Origin of the sequence: Aureimonas endophytica (assembly GCF_014642635.1) — a bacterium.
Taxonomy (GTDB): domain Bacteria; phylum Pseudomonadota; class Alphaproteobacteria; order Rhizobiales; family Rhizobiaceae; genus Plantimonas; species Plantimonas endophytica.
Map to the genome: position 1 here is coordinate 152,068 of NZ_BMIQ01000003.1, position 21,621 is coordinate 173,688.

The 21,621-nt window shown below is 59.2% G+C and carries 23 protein-coding genes and 4 pseudogenes; 16 read left to right on the forward strand and 11 right to left on the reverse strand.

Annotated features, from left to right (window positions below; translation table 11 throughout):
* Positions 1-273 precede the first annotated feature (273 nt).
* Both IEY14_RS10885 and IEY14_RS10890 read left to right on the forward strand, forming a co-directional pair.
* Positions 274-855: a hypothetical protein gene (locus IEY14_RS10885; protein WP_188908349.1), complete on the forward strand. Its 582-nt coding sequence runs from the start codon at positions 274-276 to the stop codon at positions 853-855.
* A 174-nt stretch (positions 856-1,029) separates the two neighbouring features.
* Positions 1,030-1,334: pseudogene (locus IEY14_RS10890) on the forward strand (transposase); the annotation flags it as partial.
* On the opposite strand, the pseudogene IEY14_RS26295 reads toward IEY14_RS10890, so the two are convergent.
* Positions 1,332-1,772, reverse strand: a pseudogene (locus IEY14_RS26295) (Mu transposase domain-containing protein); the annotation flags it as partial. The pseudogenes IEY14_RS10890 and IEY14_RS26295 sit on opposite strands and share 3 nt — an antisense overlap.
* Before the next feature lie 40 nt (positions 1,773-1,812).
* A pseudogene (locus tag IEY14_RS26300) lies at positions 1,813-2,250 on the reverse strand (IS3 family transposase); the annotation flags it as partial.
* Between the two features lie 414 nt (positions 2,251-2,664).
* Here IEY14_RS26300 and IEY14_RS10905 point away from each other — a divergent pair.
* Genes IEY14_RS10905 through IEY14_RS10915 form a run of 3 tightly spaced genes read left to right on the forward strand, consistent with a single transcriptional unit; the run spans position 2,665 to position 4,880 of the window.
* Positions 2,665-3,195, forward strand: coding sequence for a M15 family metallopeptidase (locus tag IEY14_RS10905; RefSeq protein WP_188908350.1), 531 nt, complete (start codon positions 2,665-2,667; stop codon positions 3,193-3,195).
* Between the two features lie 7 nt (positions 3,196-3,202).
* Positions 3,203-4,363 carry an alpha/beta fold hydrolase gene (locus IEY14_RS10910; protein ID WP_188908351.1) on the forward strand — a complete coding sequence of 387 codons (1,161 nt, stop codon included), beginning with the start codon at positions 3,203-3,205 and terminating at the stop codon, positions 4,361-4,363.
* 16 nt (positions 4,364-4,379) lie between these two features.
* Positions 4,380-4,880 (forward strand): hypothetical protein, encoded by a 501-nt coding sequence (locus tag IEY14_RS10915; protein WP_188908352.1) that lies wholly within the window; start codon positions 4,380-4,382, stop codon positions 4,878-4,880.
* A gap of 240 nt (positions 4,881-5,120) precedes the next feature.
* Here IEY14_RS10915 and IEY14_RS10920 read toward each other — a convergent pair whose 3' ends face one another.
* From IEY14_RS10920 to IEY14_RS10940, 5 genes are all read right to left on the reverse strand, one after another.
* A complete protein-coding gene (locus IEY14_RS10920; protein WP_188908353.1) occupies positions 5,121-6,071 on the reverse strand; it encodes an IS481 family transposase in 951 nt (316 codons plus the stop codon).
* A gap of 62 nt (positions 6,072-6,133) precedes the next feature.
* Positions 6,134-7,090, reverse strand: a complete 957-nt coding sequence (locus tag IEY14_RS10925; RefSeq protein ID WP_188908354.1) for a tyrosine-type recombinase/integrase — start codon at positions 7,088-7,090, stop codon at positions 6,134-6,136.
* Positions 7,087-7,851, reverse strand: coding sequence for a hypothetical protein (locus tag IEY14_RS10930; RefSeq protein ID WP_188908355.1), 765 nt, complete (start codon positions 7,849-7,851; stop codon positions 7,087-7,089). Before IEY14_RS10930 ends, IEY14_RS10925 begins: the two co-directional genes overlap by 4 nt.
* A 10-nt stretch (positions 7,852-7,861) precedes the next feature.
* Positions 7,862-8,353 (reverse strand): hypothetical protein, encoded by a 492-nt coding sequence (locus tag IEY14_RS10935; protein WP_210318358.1) that lies wholly within the window; start codon positions 8,351-8,353, stop codon positions 7,862-7,864.
* 44 nt (positions 8,354-8,397) lie between these two features.
* Positions 8,398-8,739 (reverse strand): Vch_cass14 family protein, encoded by a 342-nt coding sequence (locus tag IEY14_RS10940; RefSeq protein WP_188908359.1) that lies wholly within the window; start codon positions 8,737-8,739, stop codon positions 8,398-8,400.
* A 297-nt stretch (positions 8,740-9,036) separates the two neighbouring features.
* On the opposite strand from IEY14_RS10940, the gene IEY14_RS10945 reads away from it, so the two are divergent.
* Positions 9,037-13,008: an NACHT domain-containing protein gene (locus tag IEY14_RS10945; RefSeq protein WP_188908361.1), complete on the forward strand. Its 3,972-nt coding sequence runs from the start codon at positions 9,037-9,039 to the stop codon at positions 13,006-13,008.
* A gap of 80 nt (positions 13,009-13,088) precedes the next feature.
* Here the strand turns inward: IEY14_RS10945 and IEY14_RS10950 are convergent.
* Positions 13,089-13,843, reverse strand: a protein-coding gene (locus IEY14_RS10950; protein ID WP_373288963.1) for an IS5 family transposase whose coding sequence is annotated in 2 segments (ribosomal slippage) — positions 13,089-13,508 and positions 13,511-13,843 — 753 coding nt in all. Because the reading frame shifts where the segments join, the coding sequence is not laid out codon by codon here.
* A gap of 320 nt (positions 13,844-14,163) precedes the next feature.
* Here IEY14_RS10950 and IEY14_RS10955 point away from each other — a divergent pair.
* The 3 genes from IEY14_RS10955 (at position 14,164) to IEY14_RS10965 (ending at position 15,662) form a co-directional block, all read left to right on the forward strand.
* Entirely contained in the window at positions 14,164-14,781 is a 618-nt protein-coding gene (locus tag IEY14_RS10955) for a hypothetical protein (protein WP_188908366.1), read from the forward strand.
* 309 nt (positions 14,782-15,090) lie between these two features.
* Complete coding sequence (locus IEY14_RS10960; RefSeq protein WP_188908368.1) at positions 15,091-15,366, forward strand: type II toxin-antitoxin system RelE/ParE family toxin; 276 nt, start codon at positions 15,091-15,093, stop codon at positions 15,364-15,366.
* Positions 15,363-15,662, forward strand: a complete 300-nt coding sequence (locus IEY14_RS10965; RefSeq protein WP_188908370.1) for a helix-turn-helix domain-containing protein — start codon at positions 15,363-15,365, stop codon at positions 15,660-15,662. The genes IEY14_RS10960 and IEY14_RS10965 overlap by 4 nt, the downstream gene beginning before the upstream one ends.
* A 146-nt stretch (positions 15,663-15,808) precedes the next feature.
* Here the strand turns inward: IEY14_RS10965 and IEY14_RS10970 are convergent, their stop codons facing one another.
* Together IEY14_RS10970 and IEY14_RS25880 are read right to left on the reverse strand one after the other, a co-directional pair.
* Positions 15,809-16,234 (reverse strand): helix-turn-helix domain-containing protein, encoded by a 426-nt coding sequence (locus IEY14_RS10970; RefSeq protein WP_188908371.1) that lies wholly within the window; start codon positions 16,232-16,234, stop codon positions 15,809-15,811.
* Positions 16,234-16,350 (reverse strand): annotated as a pseudogene (locus IEY14_RS25880) (type II toxin-antitoxin system HigB family toxin); the annotation flags it as partial. The pseudogene IEY14_RS25880 and the gene IEY14_RS10970, both read right to left, overlap by 1 nt.
* Before the next feature lie 60 nt (positions 16,351-16,410).
* Here IEY14_RS25880 and IEY14_RS10980 point away from each other — a divergent pair.
* The 5 genes from IEY14_RS10980 to IEY14_RS11000 all read left to right on the forward strand — a co-directional run bounded on the left by IEY14_RS10980 (position 16,411) and on the right by IEY14_RS11000 (position 19,455).
* Positions 16,411-16,710 (forward strand): type II toxin-antitoxin system TacA family antitoxin, encoded by a 300-nt coding sequence (locus IEY14_RS10980; protein ID WP_308422021.1) that lies wholly within the window; start codon positions 16,411-16,413, stop codon positions 16,708-16,710.
* Between the two features lies 1 nt (position 16,711).
* The gene (locus IEY14_RS10985; RefSeq protein WP_188908377.1) at positions 16,712-17,227 is read left to right on the forward strand and encodes a GNAT family N-acetyltransferase; all 516 of its coding nucleotides are present in this window, start codon (positions 16,712-16,714) and stop codon (positions 17,225-17,227) included.
* A 328-nt stretch (positions 17,228-17,555) separates the two neighbouring features.
* The gene (locus IEY14_RS10990; protein ID WP_188909217.1) at positions 17,556-17,957 is read left to right on the forward strand and encodes a DUF2442 domain-containing protein; all 402 of its coding nucleotides are present in this window, start codon (positions 17,556-17,558) and stop codon (positions 17,955-17,957) included.
* 384 nt (positions 17,958-18,341) lie between these two features.
* Positions 18,342-18,572 (forward strand): transposase, encoded by a 231-nt coding sequence (locus IEY14_RS26305; protein ID WP_188908379.1) that lies wholly within the window; start codon positions 18,342-18,344, stop codon positions 18,570-18,572.
* Between the two features lie 94 nt (positions 18,573-18,666).
* The gene (locus IEY14_RS11000; protein WP_188908381.1) at positions 18,667-19,455 is read left to right on the forward strand and encodes a transposase; all 789 of its coding nucleotides are present in this window, start codon (positions 18,667-18,669) and stop codon (positions 19,453-19,455) included.
* 89 nt (positions 19,456-19,544) lie between these two features.
* On the opposite strand, the gene IEY14_RS11005 is transcribed toward IEY14_RS11000, so the two are convergent.
* Positions 19,545-20,423 (reverse strand): SDR family oxidoreductase, encoded by an 879-nt coding sequence (locus IEY14_RS11005; RefSeq protein ID WP_188908383.1) that lies wholly within the window; start codon positions 20,421-20,423, stop codon positions 19,545-19,547.
* 441 nt (positions 20,424-20,864) lie between these two features.
* On the opposite strand from IEY14_RS11005, the gene IEY14_RS11010 reads away from it, so the two are divergent.
* Both IEY14_RS11010 and IEY14_RS11015 read left to right on the forward strand, forming a co-directional pair.
* A complete protein-coding gene (locus IEY14_RS11010) occupies positions 20,865-21,170 on the forward strand; it encodes an AbrB/MazE/SpoVT family DNA-binding domain-containing protein (RefSeq protein WP_188908385.1) in 306 nt (101 codons plus the stop codon).
* Positions 21,167-21,559 carry a type II toxin-antitoxin system VapC family toxin gene (locus IEY14_RS11015; protein WP_188908387.1) on the forward strand — a complete coding sequence of 131 codons (393 nt, stop codon included), beginning with the start codon at positions 21,167-21,169 and terminating at the stop codon, positions 21,557-21,559. Before IEY14_RS11010 ends, IEY14_RS11015 begins: the two co-directional genes overlap by 4 nt.
* Positions 21,560-21,621: the final 62 nt, after the last annotated feature.

Genomic DNA, 21,621 nt, shown 5'->3' on the forward strand with positions numbered 1-21,621 from the left:
AAGACACACGGCGGCATAGCTTTATCGCATACTGCAGATGGAACGGGTTTTCTCGCCGATTGGAATCGGTGCGAGCATTCGCGCGGAGTTTGATCATCAAACGGCCGTTTGGTGAACATTTAATAGAATGACATTCACACTAGAAAGGCGGGTCTGGATCAGCCACTTAGCCTGAGTGTAAATACGCCGATATTTTCGCCCATTTATCCCCTGTCGTAACCACCGTCCATATGCCATCATCCTAAGCAATATAGCCGGAGATGGAGGACATCTATGGACGCAGATAGAATAGGACCTATGCTGCTTGGCGCTGCCGTTGGCTGGATGGTCTACTATTTCATGCGGCGCTTCAAAATAGCAGATCCTGCTGTACTAGCGGCTACAATAGGGGCAGTACTTGGCGGTCCCGTGATCAAATTTATAGACAATCTAGCTCAATTTTCCTCTGGAGCCAATCTACAGTCATTCTATTTTTTAGGACTTGGACTTGGATTTTTTGGGTATGCATTTTATGTTTTTAATCTGGTAGTGCTGTCGGCATTTGGGTTAATTCCTCGCAGAGACTTCGAATTTATGGCTCGATGTGGTCCAGAGCCGGGAGAATTGGAGTTCTCCGAACTCGTTTTTGTACTTGAGGAGTGGTCAGAGGGAAGAATTAGCGAAGAATTCCTGAGACAACGTGTAAAAGAGTTGGGTCTAACCAGACGGAACTATGAGGAAAGGAAACATCTCGCGGAAGACGACATGAAAGCAATAATCTCTGAGTTTGAGCAAAAGGGCTTAGTCAGAGAACTTGCTGGAACACCAGCTCGCCCCGGACGCGTTCGCCGTAAGCGCCGCGTTCCCGCAGTTTAGCATTTCGTTTTCACCACTGTATCATGTTAAGCAATCAATCACCGCTGTACCTTGAAAAGCTGCTTGGGAATTGAAGCCCTTTCAGTTGAAGCCGTGACGTGCTTCCGGAAAATTGAACCGTTTTGAGCTGGAATTTTCCACTTATGATCCCGGAGCCAGGACGAGGAGAATTCCTTGAAGAAGTCGAAGTTCACCGAGGCGCAGATCGCGTTCGTCCTGAAGCAGACCGACGAGGGAACGGCTGTCGCTGAGGTCTGCCGGAAGGCTGGGATCTCGGAGGCGACATTCTACAACTGACGCAAGCGGTACGGCGGGATGATGCCGTCCGAGGTGAGGAAGCTGCGCCAGATCGAGGAGGAGAACGCGAAGCTGAAGCGGCTTGTCGCGGACCTGTCGCTGGACAAGACGATGCTGCAGGACGTGCTTTCAAAAAAGCTCTGAGGCCTGCTCGCGGGCGCCAGTTGGTGGACGAGGTTCTCCGTCGGACGCCCGACGGCGCTCGCCATGACCGAGTAGCGGTTGTTGTCGCAGCGCACGAGGCAGATCTTTGACACCGAGACGGGCAAGGCATGGAAGCCGTCAAAGCGACCCCGATAGGGAACAAGGCTCGGTCGCTCGGCTTCGAACGCCTCCCACACCGTCCTGTCTCGCAGTTCGGGATGGCGGTGCGCCTTGGCGAAGGCGACCGTCCTGTCGAGCAGCCAGGCGTCCAGCTCCTCATAGCTCTTCACCCGAAGGCGGGGCGTGAAGAAGCGCTCGCGCACCAGCCCGACCTGGTTTCCGACCTAACCCTTCTCCCAGCCCGATGCCGGCGTGCAGGCGACCGGATCGACGAGGTAGTGCCCGCACATCTGGAGGAAGCGCTCGTTGTAGGCGCGATCGCGGCCGACGAAGATCGTCTCCACCGCGGTCTTCATCGGGAAGGCTTCGCGTTGTGACGATCTCGCGCCGGCGGTGGCTGGCTCCGGCCAGCGATGCCGCACGCATCAGGTGAGCGACGCGCTTGCGGCCGACGAGGATGCTTTCGGATCTCAGTTCAGCATGGACGCGAGGCGCACCATAGGTGCCACGCAAGCCTGCATGAATGTTGCGGATCCGGCGCACGAGATCGGCGTCGGCCGTCGCCCGAGCCGAAGCCGGCGTGTTGCACCAGGCATAGAAGCGCGAAGCGGAGACCCTCAGGACGCGCGTCATGACGCGGACGGGAAACCGGGCCTGATGCGCGCTTATGAACCGGTAGACCCGCTCGGGGTCGCTCGGCTTTCCCACGCGATACCCAAGCCGCCGCCTTTGCCAGGATGTCACGCGCCTGGCGCAGTTAGCGGACCTCACGACGAAGCCGAACCAGTTCCTCGCGCTCGACGCTGGTGGGACCGTCGCGTCGTTTGCCGGCATCACGCTCGGCCTGGCGAACGAAAGTTCGCAATCGTCTGCGCGCTCGGCGCGAACTCTCGTGACAACTCCTCCGGCGTGCGACCGGCATGAACGAGATCGACAATCTGTCGTCGAAACTCGACCGAATATGGTGGACGCGTCATCGGCATCGGAACACCTCCTTCTCAGTGAAAAGGCGTCCACCAAATCAGATCAACTCTAGTTTGTGGGCCCGGCTCAAGGAGTGACGCACTGTGGCCACCCGATACGAGAAGACCACCACAAACTTCCTCAGCGTACTCTGCCTCGTCGCCGCTCTTCTTGAAGCAAACGCCAACAGGCTTCAGTCAACTTGAGGTCGAAATTTCTCTTTGTTTACCAAAGGGAATGCAGTAAGCTCATTGAAAAGGGTTGGTATCGGGTAGGAGCTCCGGCATGCCCACAGGATCATACACGCACCCCTTGCTTGGTAAGGTGACGTTCGAGACCGAGCATCGTTTTTGGGTACGGGGCGATCCGATCCGCTTCACGTCCGGCTTCGATCCGGACATTGAAGTAACATCGGTTCTTATTCCGCAACTGCACGACGTACCGGGCTCCAATCGAGGCAAGCTACGCTTCCATCGCAAAGGCCATGCCCAGCTTCAGATGGCTTTCGCCGACATCGAGCGATTGGGCATGATGAGATTCATTCGAACTTGTTCCGGAGCGTTCTATGCCCGCCTTCGCAAGCCAACTAGTGGCGTTCTTAGCCGGCTGCCATCCAATCATTCCTTCGGCCTCGCCATCGATCTGAACGCCAACGACGGCTCCCTCGGCGGTTCGGTCTCACCTGTGGCCCCGGTCTTTGAGGCGCACGGGTTTAAATGGGGCAAGGAGTTCAACGACCCTATGCATTTCGAGGTCGAAGAGTTCGTCGGTTCTCCAGTTGCCCTTTCCGAAGATATTGCCGCTCTGATGAAGTGAGGCTGGCATGGCGAAGAACCGGATTGCACGGGTGGCAAAGCCGCAAACCGTAACCGTCTTTTTTGCAACGAACCGCATGCCGATTGCGGAGAAGGGCAGTGACCGTATCATCGACTTCGGTCCCGATCTCGGCCCGATCGACGGAACGGCAGTCCGGTTCGGCAGCGCGGTGGCAACGATCGAGGGCGATGGCGCGCAAGTCAATATGGAGACGCTTTGGGTCTCGCCGGAAAAGCTTTATGGCGCGGACCAGAAGCGCGGCAGCCGGGATATTTTCGAGCAGTTGCGCGCTGACATGAAGGGAAATGAGCGGCCGACATTGGTGCTGCTGCACGGCTTTTCGAACAGCTTCCGTGATGCGCTTGAGCGCGCGGCTTGGATCAGCGTATTTTACGGGATTGAAGCGAACATCTTCGTATTCAGTTGGCCTTCGATCGGGCGCAACCTGCCGACCCCTTTGCCTTATGCCGACTATGCGCATGACCGCTACACGGCGCGAGCCTCAGGCGTCGCGATCGCACGGACGTTGCAGATCCTCTACGACTTCATCGATGGCCTGGATCCAAGTGCGACGTGCCGGCAACCCTTGCATCTGATCGCTCACAGCATGGGTGTGTTCGTGCTGCGCCAGGCGGTTCAGGCTCTCATGCGGCAGGCGCCGAGGCCTCCAGCGGGCTTGGCCGACCCTATGAGCGATCAACTCATTTTCGACGCGGGCACCCGCAACCTGACGGGCATTCCGACCGCGAGCGCCGACCCGAACCGATTGCGCCGCACGTTCGGCGAAGTCGTGCTCGCCGCTGGCGATGAAGACGAAGATTCTTTCGAAGACGCAAACGAACTGCGCTACCTGCCACGGATCGCGCGCCGCGTCTCAGTCTATCACACGCCCTCGGATTGGATCCTCTCCACTCTCAGTCGCGTCACAAAATTTAATGGCCCTCGATTGGGAATGGACGGTCCGGAAAACATGTCCATAATCAGCGATAAGGTGACGAGCATTGATGTGACCGACGTTCTCTCCAGCGCTGACGACCTGCAAAGCCATCAGTATTATAGAATATTTCCCCGCGTACGCGACGATATCGTCGCTGTATTGCGAGGAGAACCACAAGAAAAAATTGTCAAACGACGAAGCCTGACTCCACATCGCTATTGCCTAACTTGACACGGCACGATTTGTTATGACGAAGCCGACAGAAATCACGACGCATGCCGATGGCACGGCCTCTGCCACAAAACCAGAAAACATATCGCCTCCAACTTCAAACGGGGATCTTGCTGCCTTAATCGGTAGGAACGGCCTCACGGTTATAGGGGCCGTCACGTTCCTCCTTTCGATACCTGCCAACACGCTACCGGCTGATTTTGCGAAGATTCCGATCTTCTACGGCTACGGTCTCGTCGGTATCATAGCGGTTTGCGGCTACGTGGTCCTCGGCGGGTTCGAACGGATTGACCGGAAATCCATCGCGGGCTTCGTGCTGCTGGTGGCAGTTGCGTGCATATTCGCGACTCCACCCCTTTTCTCCATCTGGGACTCGGCACGACAGAGAGCGCCCGACGCGTCCCTGGCTCCGGCCTCGGTGACGCTACCTGACTCGGCCAATGCCCATGCCACGCCTACCCCAAGTTCCAATGCGAACACGCTCCAACCATTCTCCCTGGAGATCACCCAACGATGAAATTACCGACATGGGTGCTTGCCTTCGTTCTAGCTGGAACTCTCCTCCACAGCATCGTTGCGCAGGCCCAGCCACAGTCCCCGAACAGTCAAACGGTCCAGATCGAAGCCAGCACGACCAACTGCCGCGACGCGATCACGAGCGAGAAGGACGTATGCGCTCCCGAAGGATGGAAACTACAGGAAGGTGCCCCAGTGTATCTTTCGCAGAACGGTCGCAGTCGGATCGAGGCACAGCGCACTAGGTGTTTGGTCCCAGCATGTCATGGCGCGGCATACGAACAAAGAGCTGCGGAGTTGTCTCACTGATCTGCCGGATGGCTTCGAACGGGGTCTTGAACCGTAGCGCCTTGAGCTGCTTGGCGTAGTTGTAAGCCAAGAGCCAGTCTCGGACGTGACGACGCAGATCGGTGATCGAGGCGTAGTGGAAGGATTTGACGGTGGCGTCCTTGATGGTCCGTACCATCCGCTCGGCCTGACCATTGGTCCAGGGATGGTAGGGCTTCGTCTGGCGGTGTTCGATGCCGTTGGCGGCACAGACGGCGCCGAAGATATGAGCGACGAAGCCGCTCTCGCTGCGTTTGTCGTGCTGGACGAACTGGCTGCCGTTGTCGGTGAGCACCGTGTGGACCCGGTAAGGCACGGTCTTCACCAGCGCCTTGAGGAAGCCCGTTGCCACAAGCTTCGTCGCTTTGCGGTAGATCCTTGCGAACACAATCTTCGATGTCCGGTCCACGGCCAGGAAGAGAAAGGCCTTCCCGCCTTCGTAGCGCAGTTCCGCGATATCGATGTGGAAATACCCGATCTCATACGCCTTGAAGCGCTTGGGCTTTTTCTGGTCGGCCTTTGGCAGTCGAGAGATGCCATGGCGTTGCAGGCAGCGATGCAGGCTCGAGCGGGACAGGTGGGGGATGACGTCCTTCAAGGCGAGAAAGACGTCGTCGAGCGGCAAGCGCGCCTGGATGCGCAAGGAGGCGATCGCAGCCTCCTCCAGCGCCGACAGCACGGTGCTTCTGCGCTCCTTCGGACCCATGGCCGCATCCTCGACGGTGGGTCGAGACCGCCATTTCCTCACGGTCTTCTCGTTGACCCCGTACCGCCTTGCGAGTTCCGCGACCGAAGCCTTCGATCGCTGTAGCTCTGCTCGAACGGCGTGCGTGGTCTTGGCGCTCCCGTGGAGAAATTGGCCCATAGCGCGTTCCTCTGCCATGGCGTCAACGCTACGCCATCACACTCCGGGACTGAACACCTAACTCAGATCAGCACACGCTCGACCTCGTCGAGCGTAATCGCGTCGGCTCGACGGTCGTAGAGCTGAGTGGTGCGGGTTGAGGAATGGTTCGCCATAGCAGCGGCCTTCTCCAACGTACCGCCGTTCTTGAGGTAGGTCGTGATGCCCGTGGCGCGGAACGTGTGGTTGCCGATCGCGGTGTGGATGCCAGCCGCAAGCGCCCGGCGCCGGATCATCATGAAAGCGTTGGCTTGGGGCAGAGGGGTACGGGTCAGATTGCGCGTCCCGCGTCCGATGGTGCGAAATAGGGGCCCCCTCCGGTCCTCGGCGACGCCGGTTCCGTTGAGATAGGCGTGGAGGTAGACTTCGAGGTTATGATGGCAGGGCATCTCGTGCCGCTTGCCGCCTTTTTCATGCAGTCGTACCCAGAGGCGTCGGTTCTGCACGAAGACGTCATCGACCTTCATGGCGAGCGCTGCGCCGATCCTGGCGAAAGAATAGACCATCAACCCGATGAGCGCGCGATCGCGCAGCCCCGCCGGCGTCGAGACGTCGATCGCGTCGAGGATCTGGCGGGCTTCCTGCGGGTCGAGCACCGGTGTCCTGCCGCGCTTCACGCTGTGCGAGGGGCCACGCACGGACGCGGCCGGATTCATCGGCACGATCTGGCCGACCACCAGCCAGTCGAACAGCATGCGGATCGCGGCAAGCCGCTGCTTGGCCGTCGGCGCCGATCGCGCACGCGTCAATTCCTCGATGTAGCCAGCGACGTGCAGCGGCTGCACTGCCGATATCGACGGGACGCCATGTGCCTCGCACCAAAGGAGGAACTCGGCCACAGCCCCGCCGTAGGCGCGCCGCGTGTTCGGATTGCGAATGTGCGAAGCGAAGAACTCGAGAAAGCGGATGGAAGCCCGTTCGCCAGCGGATACGACGAGAGCAGAGGCGGGAAGCGTGCCGGCGATAACGACCTGGCTCATTGCCACTTCTCTGCTTCCGACAGGAGGCGACGCAAGTTGGCCCTGTCCTCTTCCGCAACAGCGACGCCGACGAGTTCGTATTCGGGATGCCAGAAATCGCGTTGGCGCCCTTCGGGAAACAAAGGCACCAGAAGTTGGAACGCCGGATTGAAGCGCCGCATGGGCCAATTCGTCCCGGCATGCAGCTCGGCGGCATCGCCCGTATCATTCGCGAGCATCAGGCGTGCGAGGTCGATCGCATCGGCCGTTGGGCTCCAGCCTATTACGAGCGGGTCGAGAGCCGCGTAGGCGGCCTGAACGAGAACGACCCGCCAGTCCCCGATGGGAGTTTCAACTCGCACAAGGCCGAGCGCCTGAAGATCATATGCCGCGCCTTCGATGGCGCGCGGATCGGTATCAAGCAGCTCTCCCTGAAGATCCTCGATCTCATAGCGTCGGTCTGCCAGCCCATTCGGGCAATCTCGGATCATGAAGGTGACCAACTGCTCCGGCAGACCGTCGAGCATGACCGTTGGCGCCAGCATGTCGTCTTGCCGGTCAAGCTGTCTGGCGTGCTCGTTCACTCGGGCGGTGACTGCGTCGAACCAAGCCGCCTGTTGTCGGGCAGCCTTCGACGGATGGGTGGTCTGGTAGATCCGCGCGAGCGCGCCGGTGATCGGGTTGGCTCCGGCGATAGCCTCCACGATCGCTCGGAACGCGTCGCGCTTCGAATATGCCGCCGGTGCGACGAGAGGGGCTTTTGGGTTGGTTCGCTCATTCATGTTGACACCATCAGGCAATCGGCCCGAACAGACGCTCCAGAACGACGTCGAGCGAGTCCAGCACCTCGAAGCGTCCGCGCGGCACGACGCGATGGTTTGGCCGTTCGGTTTTCGTGCCCTCGGCGTTGCCCTTGGTATGCTTGGCGGTTCGGAACTCGTTCAAGTCGGGCAGCGGTTCGCCCGGCTCGCCTCCGAACCACAGGAATGAGTGCAGCGTCAGATCCGGCGTTACGATGATCCAGAGGACGCAGCCGCTCGGTTTCGCCGCGAGCTTGAGGCTGAGCTTGGTGTTGGCGGCCTTGCCTCCAAGGGACGTCGTCTTGAACTGGATGTGCCGCACCACCTTGCCATGGCTCATTACGAGATCGTAGCCGCCGGCATCGAACTCGGAGCGCAACACCTCGACGTCGGTGACGCCGCGCTGCCAAAGCCGGCGCAGGGCAGCGCCGACGAAGACGTGCTCGACGATGCGCTCGCGCAGCGTCGAATGGATCGAGTTCAAGTTTGGCTCGTCTGCTTCGGTTAGAGTGTCATTCGCATCCAACATCATAGTGATGCAAACATAGCTTCCACATCGGCCACTGGTGTCTGGTTGTCGAAAGCATGGAGCATCGGTCCGGACTGCGTCCGGTTCCTGACTTCGATTTTCTCAGTCTTGTGGTTGTACGCGACGGCGTACCGCGAATTTCCGACTTCGAACCAAAGCACGTTGGCCAAACTGCCATCGTACTGTTTGATCTCGATCGATCCCGCCTCCGCACGCCAGATGATCCCACCAAGCAGTGCCAAAGCTATAGCCTTCACCTGACCGGCGTGATGATCCGCACGCCCCATGACGCCGGAGGCGTACTCTTGAAGCGTTTTAACGTCTTGCGCCGTAATCGGCATGACTATCTCCCATACATTCGATAAAGGACATTATCATATATATGGCACGGAACACGTTTATGACGACGATGGTCAGTTTTGTGCATATGCTGCTCCTATCGTGTCACTCAGTTCGATCTCGAACGCGGACGTTCGTTCGAAATTAGCGTGCTGGCAAAGGGCGAGCCAGTCAGGCTGATTTCCTTGCCATTCCCCACGAATGCATTTTCACTTAAACACAATCAATTGGACAATCATTGCTAGCATTGCCGGGTTCCGCGACCTCGCATGTTGAATGAACCAAGTGGAAACCGGTTGATGGATTTTGATTTCAGGACTTTCTCAACGCGATCATTCGAACGGTTCGCGCAGGCGCTTGCGGCGCATGTACTTGGGCCAGGCCTGATGGTATTCGGCGACGGGCCGGACGGTGGTCGCGAGGCAGTGTTGGATGGAGCACTCGACTTCCCGACAACTGCCGACCCTTGGAACGGCTACATCGTCATGCAGGCCAAGTTCCTGCAGGTGCCAAAGACCTCCGCCGAAGACGCTAATTGGTTGGCAGCTCAGCTCGACGTCGAATTACAGAAATTCGTGGCGCCGGGCAGCCGATTAAGGAAGCCTCGGTACTACATCCTAGTCTCCAACGCTCGCCTCTCACCTCAACCCAGTTCCGCTAGGGGAAAAGGAGGCATTGCCAAGGTCGACGCAGTCTTCTCCAAATACCGAAAGCGACTCGGCCTCGTAGGCTGGCGGGTGTGGCATCTCGACCAACTTGCGACCTACCTTGCTGGCGCCGATGGGTTGCGACGAAGCTACGCAGCATGGCTCTCGTCAAGCGACGTAATATCCGACCTCTTGGAGGAGGTTGGCAGTCGCCACCGCGCCGTAGGAGAAGCGCTCTACCGATATCTCGCAAGAGAACTAAGAACGCATCAGCCCGTCAGGCTTCAGCAGGCGGGTCACTCCGGCGAGGCTGCAACTATGATCGAGGACGTCTTCACCGACCTCCCGTTCAAACCTATGAACAGCGCGCCTTCCACTACGGACCTGCCTCTACTCTCAGCGCTACTCGATCGTTCGCGCGACCGGCTCGACCGGGAGAGCGTAGATGCGCAAGCGCGAGAAATCACCGGGCGGCCCGAGAGAATCCTGCTAATTGGCGGCCCTGGCCAGGGCAAGTCGACAGTGTCGCAATTCATGGGCCAGATGATGCGCGCCAACGTATTGAGATCAGACCGGTCCGGCCGTTTGCCGGCTGACATAAGTCGGATCGTAAACGGCACGCTAGCGGCGGCCACGTCAATCGTTGGCGACCAACCGCTTCCTCGGAGGATTCCCTTCAGAATCGATTTGCCGAGTTTCGCTGACCGTCTTTCTGAAGCAGCAGAGGGCCGTCTCACGCTGCTGCGTTATTTGGCGGGTGAGGTGGCACGTATTGCTGACGCTGATATCAACGTCGAGGATATTCGCCGCTGGATCGTGGAGCAGCCGACCGCCTTCGTTTTGGACGGCCTAGATGAGGTGCCACCGAGTGCGAACCGGACGGCGGTCGTGAATGCGATTGGTGAGTTCTGGGACGAGGCGCATACAGCAGACCTACAGATGGTCGTAACAACCAGACCCCAAGGCTATAACGACGACCTCGATCCAACCCTTTACGTTAAATACGAGATGATGCCGCTCGGTCCAGACCAGGCGGTCGCCTACGCCTTGAGGCTCGCAAAAAATCGGCTTTCGGATCACGTTCAGCGCGAGAGGGTCGTTGGGCGAATGCGGGAGGCTGCGCGCAGTCCAACGACGTCACGTCTTATGGTGAGCCCGCTGCAGGTCGCCATCCTCTTGGCCCTGATCGACCAGCGAGGAGATGCTCCGAGTGACCGCTGGACACTTTTCGATAAATATTTCGCGGTCGTTCTCGAACGCGAGCAAGGGAAGGTGGGCCCCGTCGGCGAAGCTATGAGGGTGTGGAGCAGGCAGATTGTGTCGCTGCATCATAGGGCTGGCTTCCTGCTGCACGTCGATGCAGAGACCCGCGGCAATTCCGAAGCTTACCTAGTCGATGCCGAGTTGCGCGATTTGGTGCGCGACCAGTTGGCCGAGGAAGGGTTCGAAGGGTTGGAGCTTGATCGGATCACGTCCGACCTCTTGGCCGCATCCACCCAACGGCTGGTACTGCTCGTCCAACGTGAGGAGGGCAGGTTTGGCTTTGAGGTCCGCTCTCTCCAAGAGTTCATGGCAGCAGCTCACTTGATGGCCGGGTCGGAGGCTCTCGTGCAGCGGCGACTGGAGACAATCGCAAATCGAAGCCATTGGCTGCACGTATTTCAAATTGCCTCGAGTAAGTGCTTCGCGGTCCCTGACTCTCAGCATCTACGCGACACGGTTGTAATGATATGCAGAGCGCTAAACGACGCGGGTGATGAGCTTGACCGCTATTTGCGCACTGGATCGCGCCTTGCGCTGTCATTATTAAACGACGGACTAGCCTTCGATGCTCCACGGTACCGGCGCACTCTGGTAGCGCTTGCCATTGAAATCTTAGTGAGGGGTCCGGAGGCACTCCCGAGCACTTTGAAAAAGCATTGCGCATCAGATTTTACCCGCTCAACTGGCAACATCCGGCCCCACTTCACCTCCACTTTAGAAAAGCCGCGCTTGGCGGCGTGGCTACTTTTAATGAGGCTGGCCGCCGATGGGTGTGACTGGGCTCTCGACTGGCTGTCCCGCGAAACCCCTAGGGATGAGGAAAGCTCGGCGATATTGATTGCCCTCGCAGAGGCGACGCCTCATAAAACCGCGTTGGACGCCTTTCTGAGAACGACTCTTGAACAGGCTCCCCCTAACGAGATCGCGAGGCAGTTCGACAGACTCGAGAGGGACAAATCCGAGCGGCGGAACCGCATTGTTAACAAGTCGCCCTGCCTTCGCATCTTAACGCAGCGGGCGGACGACATCGTGCCCTCCCTGATCATCAGCCAGCCTACAGAACTTTCGCTGCCACTAGCTTCGATAGAAGTTGGGCCAAAGTTTAGGGAAGTTTACGCCGACATCCCCGCCACCCCAGCTTGGGAAGCCGTTCGGGCGGTCGTCGCGTTCCACCGGAATCCGTCCGCCGCTGAGCTTGGCTCGCTATTAAACGTGATCAAGGAAAGGGGGTGGGACAAGCCACTTTTGTCGATGAGATTGTATCTACCTTGGCCACTTGCGACCGCTCTCATGATAGGCCGCCTCTCGGGTGACCTTAACGCGGTCGCGGCACACGTTGCCACTGGCGGCTTCGGCGATCTAGCGGATTGGAGGCAGGCCGAGGTTCGCTGGCGCGAAGACGGTGTTACTCAGAACGACATCGAGCGTTGGAGGGATGGGGAGTTCTTTGGTCCCGATGTTGGCCAGGTAGGTGCTCCCTGGACGTCACTCAGGCTTACTCATTCGGACGCAAAGCCAGTTTGGGTCGACTGGCTATTAGAGCTTGCAATGCGATCGGCTGGTGCCGCCCGAGCCCATTTGCAAGCTATGACAACATTCGTCGTCAGCCTTTACCCGCCCTGCACCCCCCTCAATGCCACTGAAGCGGCGTTTCTGCTCGAAAACGGGCATGGGCGGGAAGGGGACGCACGGCTCGATCCGCGTCTATTGGCAGCATTTCCAGAGGATCTACTTCGCGACATTACGATCTTGGATCTGCTCGACAGTTGGGGCAAGGAACGCCACGTCTTTCTTGACACTGAACAAGAGGGTTGGCGCGAAGCGGTGGTTCGCGCCCTCGCAGGAGAGCTAGACTCCCGCCCCGGGCTCCTGGCCTTCGTCGGCAGCGCTCTCGCAGTATCATCGACGCCGCTTGAATGGGCGCAGATTCCTCGACCGACGCTGGTGGCCTTAGCAAAGAGCGCCGTTCCGGTCATTGAGGGCTATGCACGTGTCCTACAGACGATATTCGGTGATCTTCGTTCAGAACACATCGATCGAGTAATAGATATCGGAAAAATAGACTATTTCCCGCCAGCACTACTGCACCGCTTCTTGGAAGATAATAGGATCGACCGAGATCTTCGTCATAACATTGGTGAACTTGTCGCGGGTCGCCTAAATAAAGGCGACGATGATATAGAGATAAGTTTTTTCGGAGTGCTGACTATGATTGCTGATCAAAGGTTGTCACCGTTTGGGCAGGAGGTATGCTGGAACTCACTTGCGCTCGGCGAAGCTCTCTTTAAGCTCGTTGGCAAGCGCGGACGATCGGAGGCCGTTTGGCGAACTGGGTCGTCAGTATCAGTGGATAGCGCCTGAGGCATCCCCAACTGCACTGTAAGGTACACAGAGCCGTGCACGTCCGTCTCGTTGATGACCCTAGGCTCAGGACTCATTGATCAGAGCCAGAAGATAACGGTGGCGGCGATACAGATGGCCGAGAAGAAGGTGTGGGCGCATCGGTCGTAGCGGGTTGCGACGCGTCGCCAGTCTTTCAGCCTGCCGAACATGATCTCGATCTTGTGGCGCTGCTTGTAGAGGATGGCGTCGTGCGGAACCGGGTTCTTCCGCTTGGCTCGCGACGGGATGCAGGCTTTTATGCCGCGCTCGGCCAGTTCCTTGCGCAGCCAGTCGGCATCATAGCCCTTGTCCGCCAGCATCTCCCTGGCGGGCGGCAGGTGCGCCAGCATCAGGCGAGCCCCACGATAGTCGCTCGTCTGGCCCTCGGTGAGCGTCATGACGAGAGGGCGCCCTTGCCCGTCGCAGACCGCGTGCAGCTTGGAGTTCAGGCCGCCCTTGGTGCGTCCGATACGTCGGGGAACATCCCCCCTTTGAGAAGGCTGGCCGCCGTGCGGTGGGCCTTCAGGTGCGTGGCGTCGATCATGAGGCGCTCGGGCCTTGGCCCTTCACCGGCAAGGGCCGCGAAGATGCGGTTGAAGACCCCGAGCCGAGACCAGCGGATGGAGCGGTTGTAAAGCGTCTTGTGCGGCCCGTAGCCGCTTGGTGCGTCCTTCCACTGCAAGCCGTTGCGGATCACATAGACGATGCCGCTCACCACGCGCCGATCGTCCACCCGGGGAACGCCATGCGACAACGGAAAGTGCGGCGCGATCCGCCCCATCTGACGCTCGCTCAACAGAAACAGATCGGCCATCGGAACCTCCTTCCAATGCCGAACTGAATCACGCCTCGATCCAAATTAATAGGTCCTGAGCCTAGATTAGTTGCCCTTTACATGTTCAAGGGAACTGATGTTGGGTATGCCGAATCATGTAATTTTTGTCATGAACCACAGGGCTGAACAATTGGCACTCGCAGCAGCGTAAGTATAAGCCTGAACCGAACAGCTTAAAAACGGACCGGGATAAAACCGGGCCGTTCCGTGCTAACGCAGAAAATCCGCTTGGAACGCCATCAAGCGAAACAATTACAATCGTAGATTATCTTGCTTCAGAAGGATGATACAAGCAGACAATGAATGAATATAATATCATTGGTGAACAAAATCTGACTAATCCGTACTGGCATGAGGCTTACAAGCCTCACCTTGTTGACAGGATTGAGGTTCGGCTTCTCTGCTTTGAGATAAATAACATTGTCTCTGCCAGCATGAGTCAGCAGAGATCTGGCGATTTATTGGATGAAGGAGAGGAAAAGCCTGACTTTTCGCCATTAGAAAGACTTTGTTATGCCATGGCTGAGACGGAGTTATCAAAACGCCTCTTGCGCATGGCGCTGTTGGTTCGGACGTTTGACGACACGATGCTTCGCTTTGAGCAAGCAGAAGCATACGAAGCTCACAAGCGAGACATTGAATTACGGCATATCGGCTTTGGAGCTACATTAAAAGGCAAGGAAGATATAACGAATACGATCCGAGAATGCTGCAACAAAATCATTCACGCTGATGATGTTCGTCCAGTGTACAAGACAGAAGATGATCGTTACGACGCCAAAGCGCGTTGGGGGATGGAGGGAACAATCGAATTTGAAGGCACTCAAGGCAATTCAGAATGGCAGATATCCATTTTCATCCTCGAATTGCTTGAGGGGATAATTGAGCTTATCGAGTTTGGAGAGAAGCGCTCGTAACAGCTCACTGAATTTCCCCATTTTTGATCGGACACACAGCCTGACAGGAAGGCTGAAGGCTATCCTTGAGGACAAGCTGGTGTCCGAACAGTACCAGTGGATCTCGCTGATCAAGGGAATGGGCTCGTCGACTTCACCGTTAAAGGGTAGTGCCTCACGACAACGGTCTTTTTGCGAAGTCTTATCGCGTCGCTCTCTCCAAACCGCGACATGCATATACGCCATTGACGCAATACGCCAAAGGCGTATAACGTCACAATGAGAATTATCCGCCTTAGGCCATATCTGCGCGCGATGGATCGCATGGGGATGGATGATGCGGCCATGCGTAAAATCGAGCGCAACTTGGTCATGGCGCCCGAGGCACATCCCGTCATCCGGGGTTTGCGTGGCGTTCGCAAAGCGCGTTTCGCTTTACCCGGGCGCGGAAAAAGCGGCGGTGGTCGTGTCATCTATTATGTCGCGGTCGGAACCGCGATCTACCTTATGACAGCCTACCCGAAAAACGAAGCTGACGATCTCTCACCCGAGCAGCGCAAGCGTATCCTCGCGGTGATTGAAAGCCTGAAAGGAGAGAATTCATGAGCCGAGTGGGCGAAGACCTGATCGAAGCCTTCGAGGAAATGGCGGCCGATCTTCGGGGTGATACGCGGGCTGAAAGCTACGAGATCCCGGCCGACGTAATGACACCGGAGCGCATCCGTGCGCTACGCTCCAAGCTAGCGACAAGCACTCGTGCCTTCGAACAGGAGTTCGCCATTCCGGCGCGAACCATGGAAGCCTACGAACAAGGACGACGTCGGCCGGATCGCGCGACAATCACGCTGTTGCGGGTGATCGAGCGGGAGCCGGATGCGGTGCGCCGTGCCTTAGCGCCGTAAAAAGATGCCGAACGTCATCCATCTCCTGGCGGTCGCCGAGAAGATTTCGGTTTTCGCGGAAGAGCTCGAGTGACGAGATCCTCTCAGCCCATCAAGAAGTCGAGTGATTAAAAGATAATAGCTGTCCCTCTTGAAATGGTTGTGGATTATGCTCGAGATCTGCCGACCCCAGCCCTCCGCTTCTTCTCAGTCGCCGAACGCGGCAACATGGCGTAAGGGCGGATCAGGACCGAAGCCGGGATCTGTAGTTCAACATGAAGCCGGTTCGCGACGGCCATGGTCAGCCCCCGTTTGCGGTTCAGGAACTCCGACAGACGCGATTTCGAGCCAAACACCGGCACAAGCTTCTCGCGCGAAATATGGCGATCAGCCATGATGGTCTTCACCGCGTCCACGGCATCGGGCGCCTCGATCGGCCACGCCTTCGCTTCATAGGCCTCGATCAGGGAGGACAACACGTCGAAGCGATCGGCTTCCTCGGTGCCCGGCTCGGGCTCGTGGACGAAATACTGCTCCACCTCGGCCAAGGCCCAATCGTAATCGGCTTCGGTGCGGATCGGGCGGATATCCATCAGACGGTCTCCGGATTGATGCGGTCGTACTCGGCATGCGTCCCGACGAACTTCACCAGGACGCGGCGAAATCCGTAGGAAACGTGGACGATCAAGCGAAACTTGTTGCCACCGATTGGAGGCGTCCTCGCTCGGCAACGGACTCTCCAGAACCAGTTTAACGCTGGAACGCAGCGTTGGCGTATGCTATTGTCATACACATGGCCCAGCCCTCCGTCACCTCCATTCTCAGCGTCCGCATCAGCCCCGACGAACGCGCCCTGCTCGAGAACGCGGCCGAGCAGGCGCATACCAACCTGTCGGACTTCGTCCGCCGCAAGGCGCTCGAGGCGGCGGAGATCGACGTCCTGAACCGCAACGTCGTCACCATCCCGGCCAAGGACTGGGAAAAGTTCGAGGCCTGGATCGAACGACCCGCGACCAAGGTCACGGCGATCGAGCAGCTCGCCGCGCGGACGCCCAGCTGGGAACGCTGACGTGACGGCGGTCGATCCGCCGCGTCCCCTCGCCGAGGAAGACGACCGCGAAGCCTTCGACTGCGGCCGCGACGCTCTGAACGCCTGGTTCCGCCGGCATGCCTGGAGCAACCATTCGGCGGGCATGTCGCGGGTCAGCGTCCTCACCGCCCGCGATAGCAGGACACTCGTCGGCTACGTCACCCTGAGCGCGGCGCATATCGAGCGCGCCTTCCTGCCGAAGCCGCAGCAGCGCAACCGCCCCGACCCCATTCCCGTCACGCTGCTCGGCCAGCTCGCGGTCGATCGCGCCTATCATGGCCAGGGGCACGCCACCTCGCTGCTGCTCTACGCGCTCCGCACGGCGCTCCGGGCATCGGAGAGCATCGCCAGCGCCGGGGTGCTGACCCATCCGCTCGACGACGTCGTCCGCGGCTTCTATGCCCGCTGGGGCTTCGAGGATCTGCCGCACGACCCGCGGCGCGCCATGCTCGTCCGCATGGTCGACCTGCGGGTGAGCCTCAGCCCCGAGGGTTGAGATCCGCATGTGCAATCTCTACTCGCTGACGAAAGGCCCTTCGACCATTCTCGAATTCACCCGCGCCCTACGGAGCGAGGTCGGTAACCTCAAACTGCTGCCGGGGATCTTCCCCGACATAGCGGCGCCTGTCGTGCGGACCGGAGCCGACGGCACCCGGGAGCTTGTGCGTGCCCGCTGGGGCGTGCCGACGCCAAGATCAACCTCGATGGTCCCGATGGTCCGACCTTCGTTTGGGCGAAGGGAATGAACCATAGTGAAAGGCACCGAGCGCTCGGCCTTGTCATCGAAAACCGGGGAATGCTGCGCCAGCGTTGAAGGGACATTCATGGAAGCTGAACTCTCGGACGCCGAACTCGACGCCGCCGACGAGCGCGGTCGCAAGCTTGAACGATCGACGCCGCAGGCGACGGGCGCCCGCTACGATGCGGAGACGGATCGGCTGGTGATCGATTTCGCCAACGGCTCGACGTTCATGGTGCCGCCTCGGCTCCTGCAGGGCCTTGAGGACGCGAGTTCGACCGAACTGGCGGAGGTCGAGGTTCGATACGGCTACGCGCTTCGCTGGCCGTCCCTGGACGTGGATTTCACGGTTCCTGGCGTCGTCGCGGGGATCTTCGGTACGGCGAGCTATATGGCTGCGCATGCCGGGCGGACGCGCTCGGCCGCGAAGGCGGCTGCGTCCCGCGCAAACGGCAAGAAGGGTGGCCGACCCCGCAAAACCGCTTGAGGCAGCGCTATCACCAACGCTTTGTCTGCATCCGGTTTCCGGAAGACACGACGGTACGGCCGCCCCGACCGGAGCCCTCCATAGCGAAGGGAGGGGTGGCCCGGATCGCAGCCGCCCTCCCCCTCGTTCAGCTTAGGCGGCGTCGCACCGCTCGATCTCGGCGAAAACGGCAGGTCGATCCGCCTGTAGAGCGGCAGATGACTGCGGACTTCGTCGTGAAGCCTAAGGCCAGGCTTTTGATCCATGCGGATCAGTTCCAGGACCCGGCCGACGTTGAGCTGATCCGTGCCATAGGGCTTGGCAGGATCGATGATCCAGCTCTGTAAGGCCTCCGCGAGCGCACCGTCTTCCCGCCGATGCTTGGGACGCCCGTCGTCCGGATCGATGCCGAGTTTTCGACAGGCCATCCTGGCGTTCGCACTCCGTCTCCTACCACTCCTGCCGGACCGCAATGCCGGAACGCCGGCGGATTGGCTGCGAGCCCATCGTGGCGTCGAGACGATCGCGCGTGATCGCGCCGAGGTCTTTGCCGAAGGCATTCGGGCGGGCGCGCCCAAAGCGCGGCAGGTCGTCGATCGGTGGCATCTGCTTTGTAACGTCAGCGCCGCATTCTAGTCGATTGCTGCCGGGCACCATCGCCAGATCAAGGAAATTGCCGAGACGATCCGCTCGAGCGCGCAGGGGGCGAAGGCACCGAGATAGCCTCACCATGCGCACGCCGACGGCCGCGGAACGTCGAAGTCAGCTGCGTCATGAACTGCGAGCCGAAGCCTATGCCGAGATGGAGCGGCTTCTGGCCGCCAGCAGCAGCCAGGCCGGCGTGCCGCGAGCCCTCAGCCTGGATCGCAAGACCGTCAGGCGCTGGATCCCGGGCCGTGGACCGCCGCGGTGGAAGAAGCCTGAACGGCCGACCGTCCTTGATCCCTATCGGGATCATCTCGAGCAGCGCTGGCGCGAAGGCTGTCGCAACAGCGCCGAGTTGGCTCGCGAACTGCAGCGTCAGGGCATTACCGTTCATTCCCATGTCGTTCGCGAGTGGGGGACACGTCGACGTCGCGAGGGTGCCGACCGGCTCGATCTCGATCGATTGCGACCGGGCTGCCGCTGGCGCCCGCCCTCCACCGATCGTACCGCACGGCTTCTGCAATCCGACGTCGATACGCTCGGCGACAAGGATCGTCGGTTCGTTGATCGCCTGAGAGAAGCGGTTCCCGATCTGTCGAACGTTGTCGACCTGGTCGGGCGCTTGAACAGCCTCTTGCGCAGGCAATCGACCGAAAGCTTGGCCGCTTGGTTTGTCGGCGCCGCAGCCACGCCGTCGGCACGATTTGCCGCCAACTTTCACCGCGATATCGACGCGCTCGCCGCCGCGATTGACACGCCGTGGACGATCAGCCCTGTGGAGAGCCAGATCAGCCGTCTCCAGATGATCAAGAGGACGATATACAGGCGCGCCGGCTTCGACCTACTGCGCGAATGCGTCATGGCGTCACGATGACCGCTCCACATAAAGTGCGGGAGAACCAAAATTCAGCCGGCATTGACACGGCCCCGCCATGCAAGTTTTCCTACGGCAGCTCAGCCGCTCTACAGCATCGGCATGCCACCCGTTACCGGGATCAGCGCACCGGACATGTAACTGCCCTCCCGTGACGCTAACAGCACGTAGGCCGGCGCGAGTTCTGCCGGCTGGCCAGCGCGGCCGAGCGGTGTTTTCTCGCCGATCGAGGACAGTTCCTCCGGCTTTTTGACGATGGGCTGAATGGGTGTCCAGATCGGACCCGGCGCCACGCAGTTCACACGAATGCCCTTCGGGGCGAGCAGGTTGGAGAGCGAGATGGTCAGGCTCGCGATCGCCCCTTTCGTCGCCGAATAGATCAACATCTTCTCGCCCGCGACCTTCGCCTGGACGCTGGTCGTGTTGATGATCGTTGCGCCCGGCTCCATGTGGGAAACCGCTGCCTGTGCGAGGTAGAACATCGCGAAGACGTTGACCCTGAAGGAGTTCTCGAGATCCGTCGGCGTGACGTCGTCGAGTTCCTCGTTGACTACCTGCGCGGCCGCGTTGTTAACAAGAACGTCGATCCGGCCGAGCTGTCCCACCGTTTGAGAGACGAGGTCCCGGCAGTGCGCTTCGTCCGCGAGGTCACCGGGCAATAGAATGCAGCGCCGTCCTGCCTTCTCGACCCAGCGAGCCGTCTCTTCTGCGTCGGACTGCTCAACAGGCAGGTAGGAGATCGCGACGTCGGCGCCCTCACGAGCATAAGCGATCGCGACGGCACGGCCGATACCGCTGTCGCCGCCAGTGATCAGAGCAACGCGATCCGTCAGAAGCCCTTTGCCGATATAACTCTCCTCGCCATGGTCGGGGGCTGGCGTCATTTTCGACGTTAAGCCGGGCTTTTGCTGCTGCTGGTCGCCGGGGAAAGGAGGGCGTGGGCCAGCTTGGCGCGGATCGACGGTCATGGGGAATCTCCTTCGTCAGTTGTCGTCGAACTAGGAGACATCGCCGTTGGAGATAGCGAGGCAGGACGTTTTGGCGCTGACAACTCCCAGCGCGGCCCCCAATGATGTTGAAGCCCTCTGAAGGGTCATAAGCGGATCGGCGACTTTAACACGGCCGTCTCCGAAAACCGGACCAACATCAAATGGCCATTCACGTCGTCGCTCTCGCAGCGAACTCGATTAGGCTACGTGACATTGTCTCAGCTCAGCGAATGAGCCTCGCTTCCAAGCTTTCTTTTCAAATCAGACCTCTGATCAATTTTGGGCACGCGCAAAATCGAAGGATTATGGACGAGAAGGCGGACTTGATTTGGTATAAAATCGATACTGCATCTACCGAGGCGCTAGGGTATATTTCTATCGAATGGCTGCGACGCAGCTTGTGAGGCAGGAGGCCCGTTGATGGAGAACCGGCATGTGGTGCCAGTGGCAGCAAACGGGAGGATGAACCTCCCGTCTGCCATTCGGTCAAAGCTTGAACTTGAGGGGACCGGAAAGGTCGTCTTTATCGAAAAGGAGAATGGAGAGATCGAGGTCACAACCCTTCGCCGCTCTCTCAAGCGCGCTCAGGATCTTGTGCGACAGTACATACCAAATGGCGAGGGCATCGTAGATGAGCTGATAGCAGAGCGCCGCGCTGAAGCCGCGCGCGAACTGCAGGATGATGAGAGCTCGCGCTCCCCATCGAAGACGTCCGAAGCGAAATGACCGCAGTGGTTCTCGATACGTCCGCGATCCTTGCTTTCCTATTGGAGGAGCTAGGCGGCCGTGACGTCGCCCTGATGCTTGAGGGGCGAGCCTTGGTGTCTGCGGTCAATATGCAGGAGTTGTTGGTCAAGCTCATTGTTAAAGGCATGAGCCCGCATCATGCTCGACTGACCGTGCGCTCCCTCAACCTCGAATGCCATGCTCATTCGATCGATGCTGCTGAAGCAGCGGCCGAACTTTTCCAGCATACAAAGGGCAAGGGGCTGAGCTTGGGTGATCGAAGCTGCTTGGCCCTGGCGTCGAAGATGACCATGCCGGCTGTCACAGCGGATCAAGTTTGGTCCGAAATCGCGGACGCGATTGGGGTAGAAGTCGTCCTCATCCGATAGAATGAGAACATTCCTGCTAACCCTAGCCATCGTTTGAAAGCAGGACAGGCGGCCGCAATTCA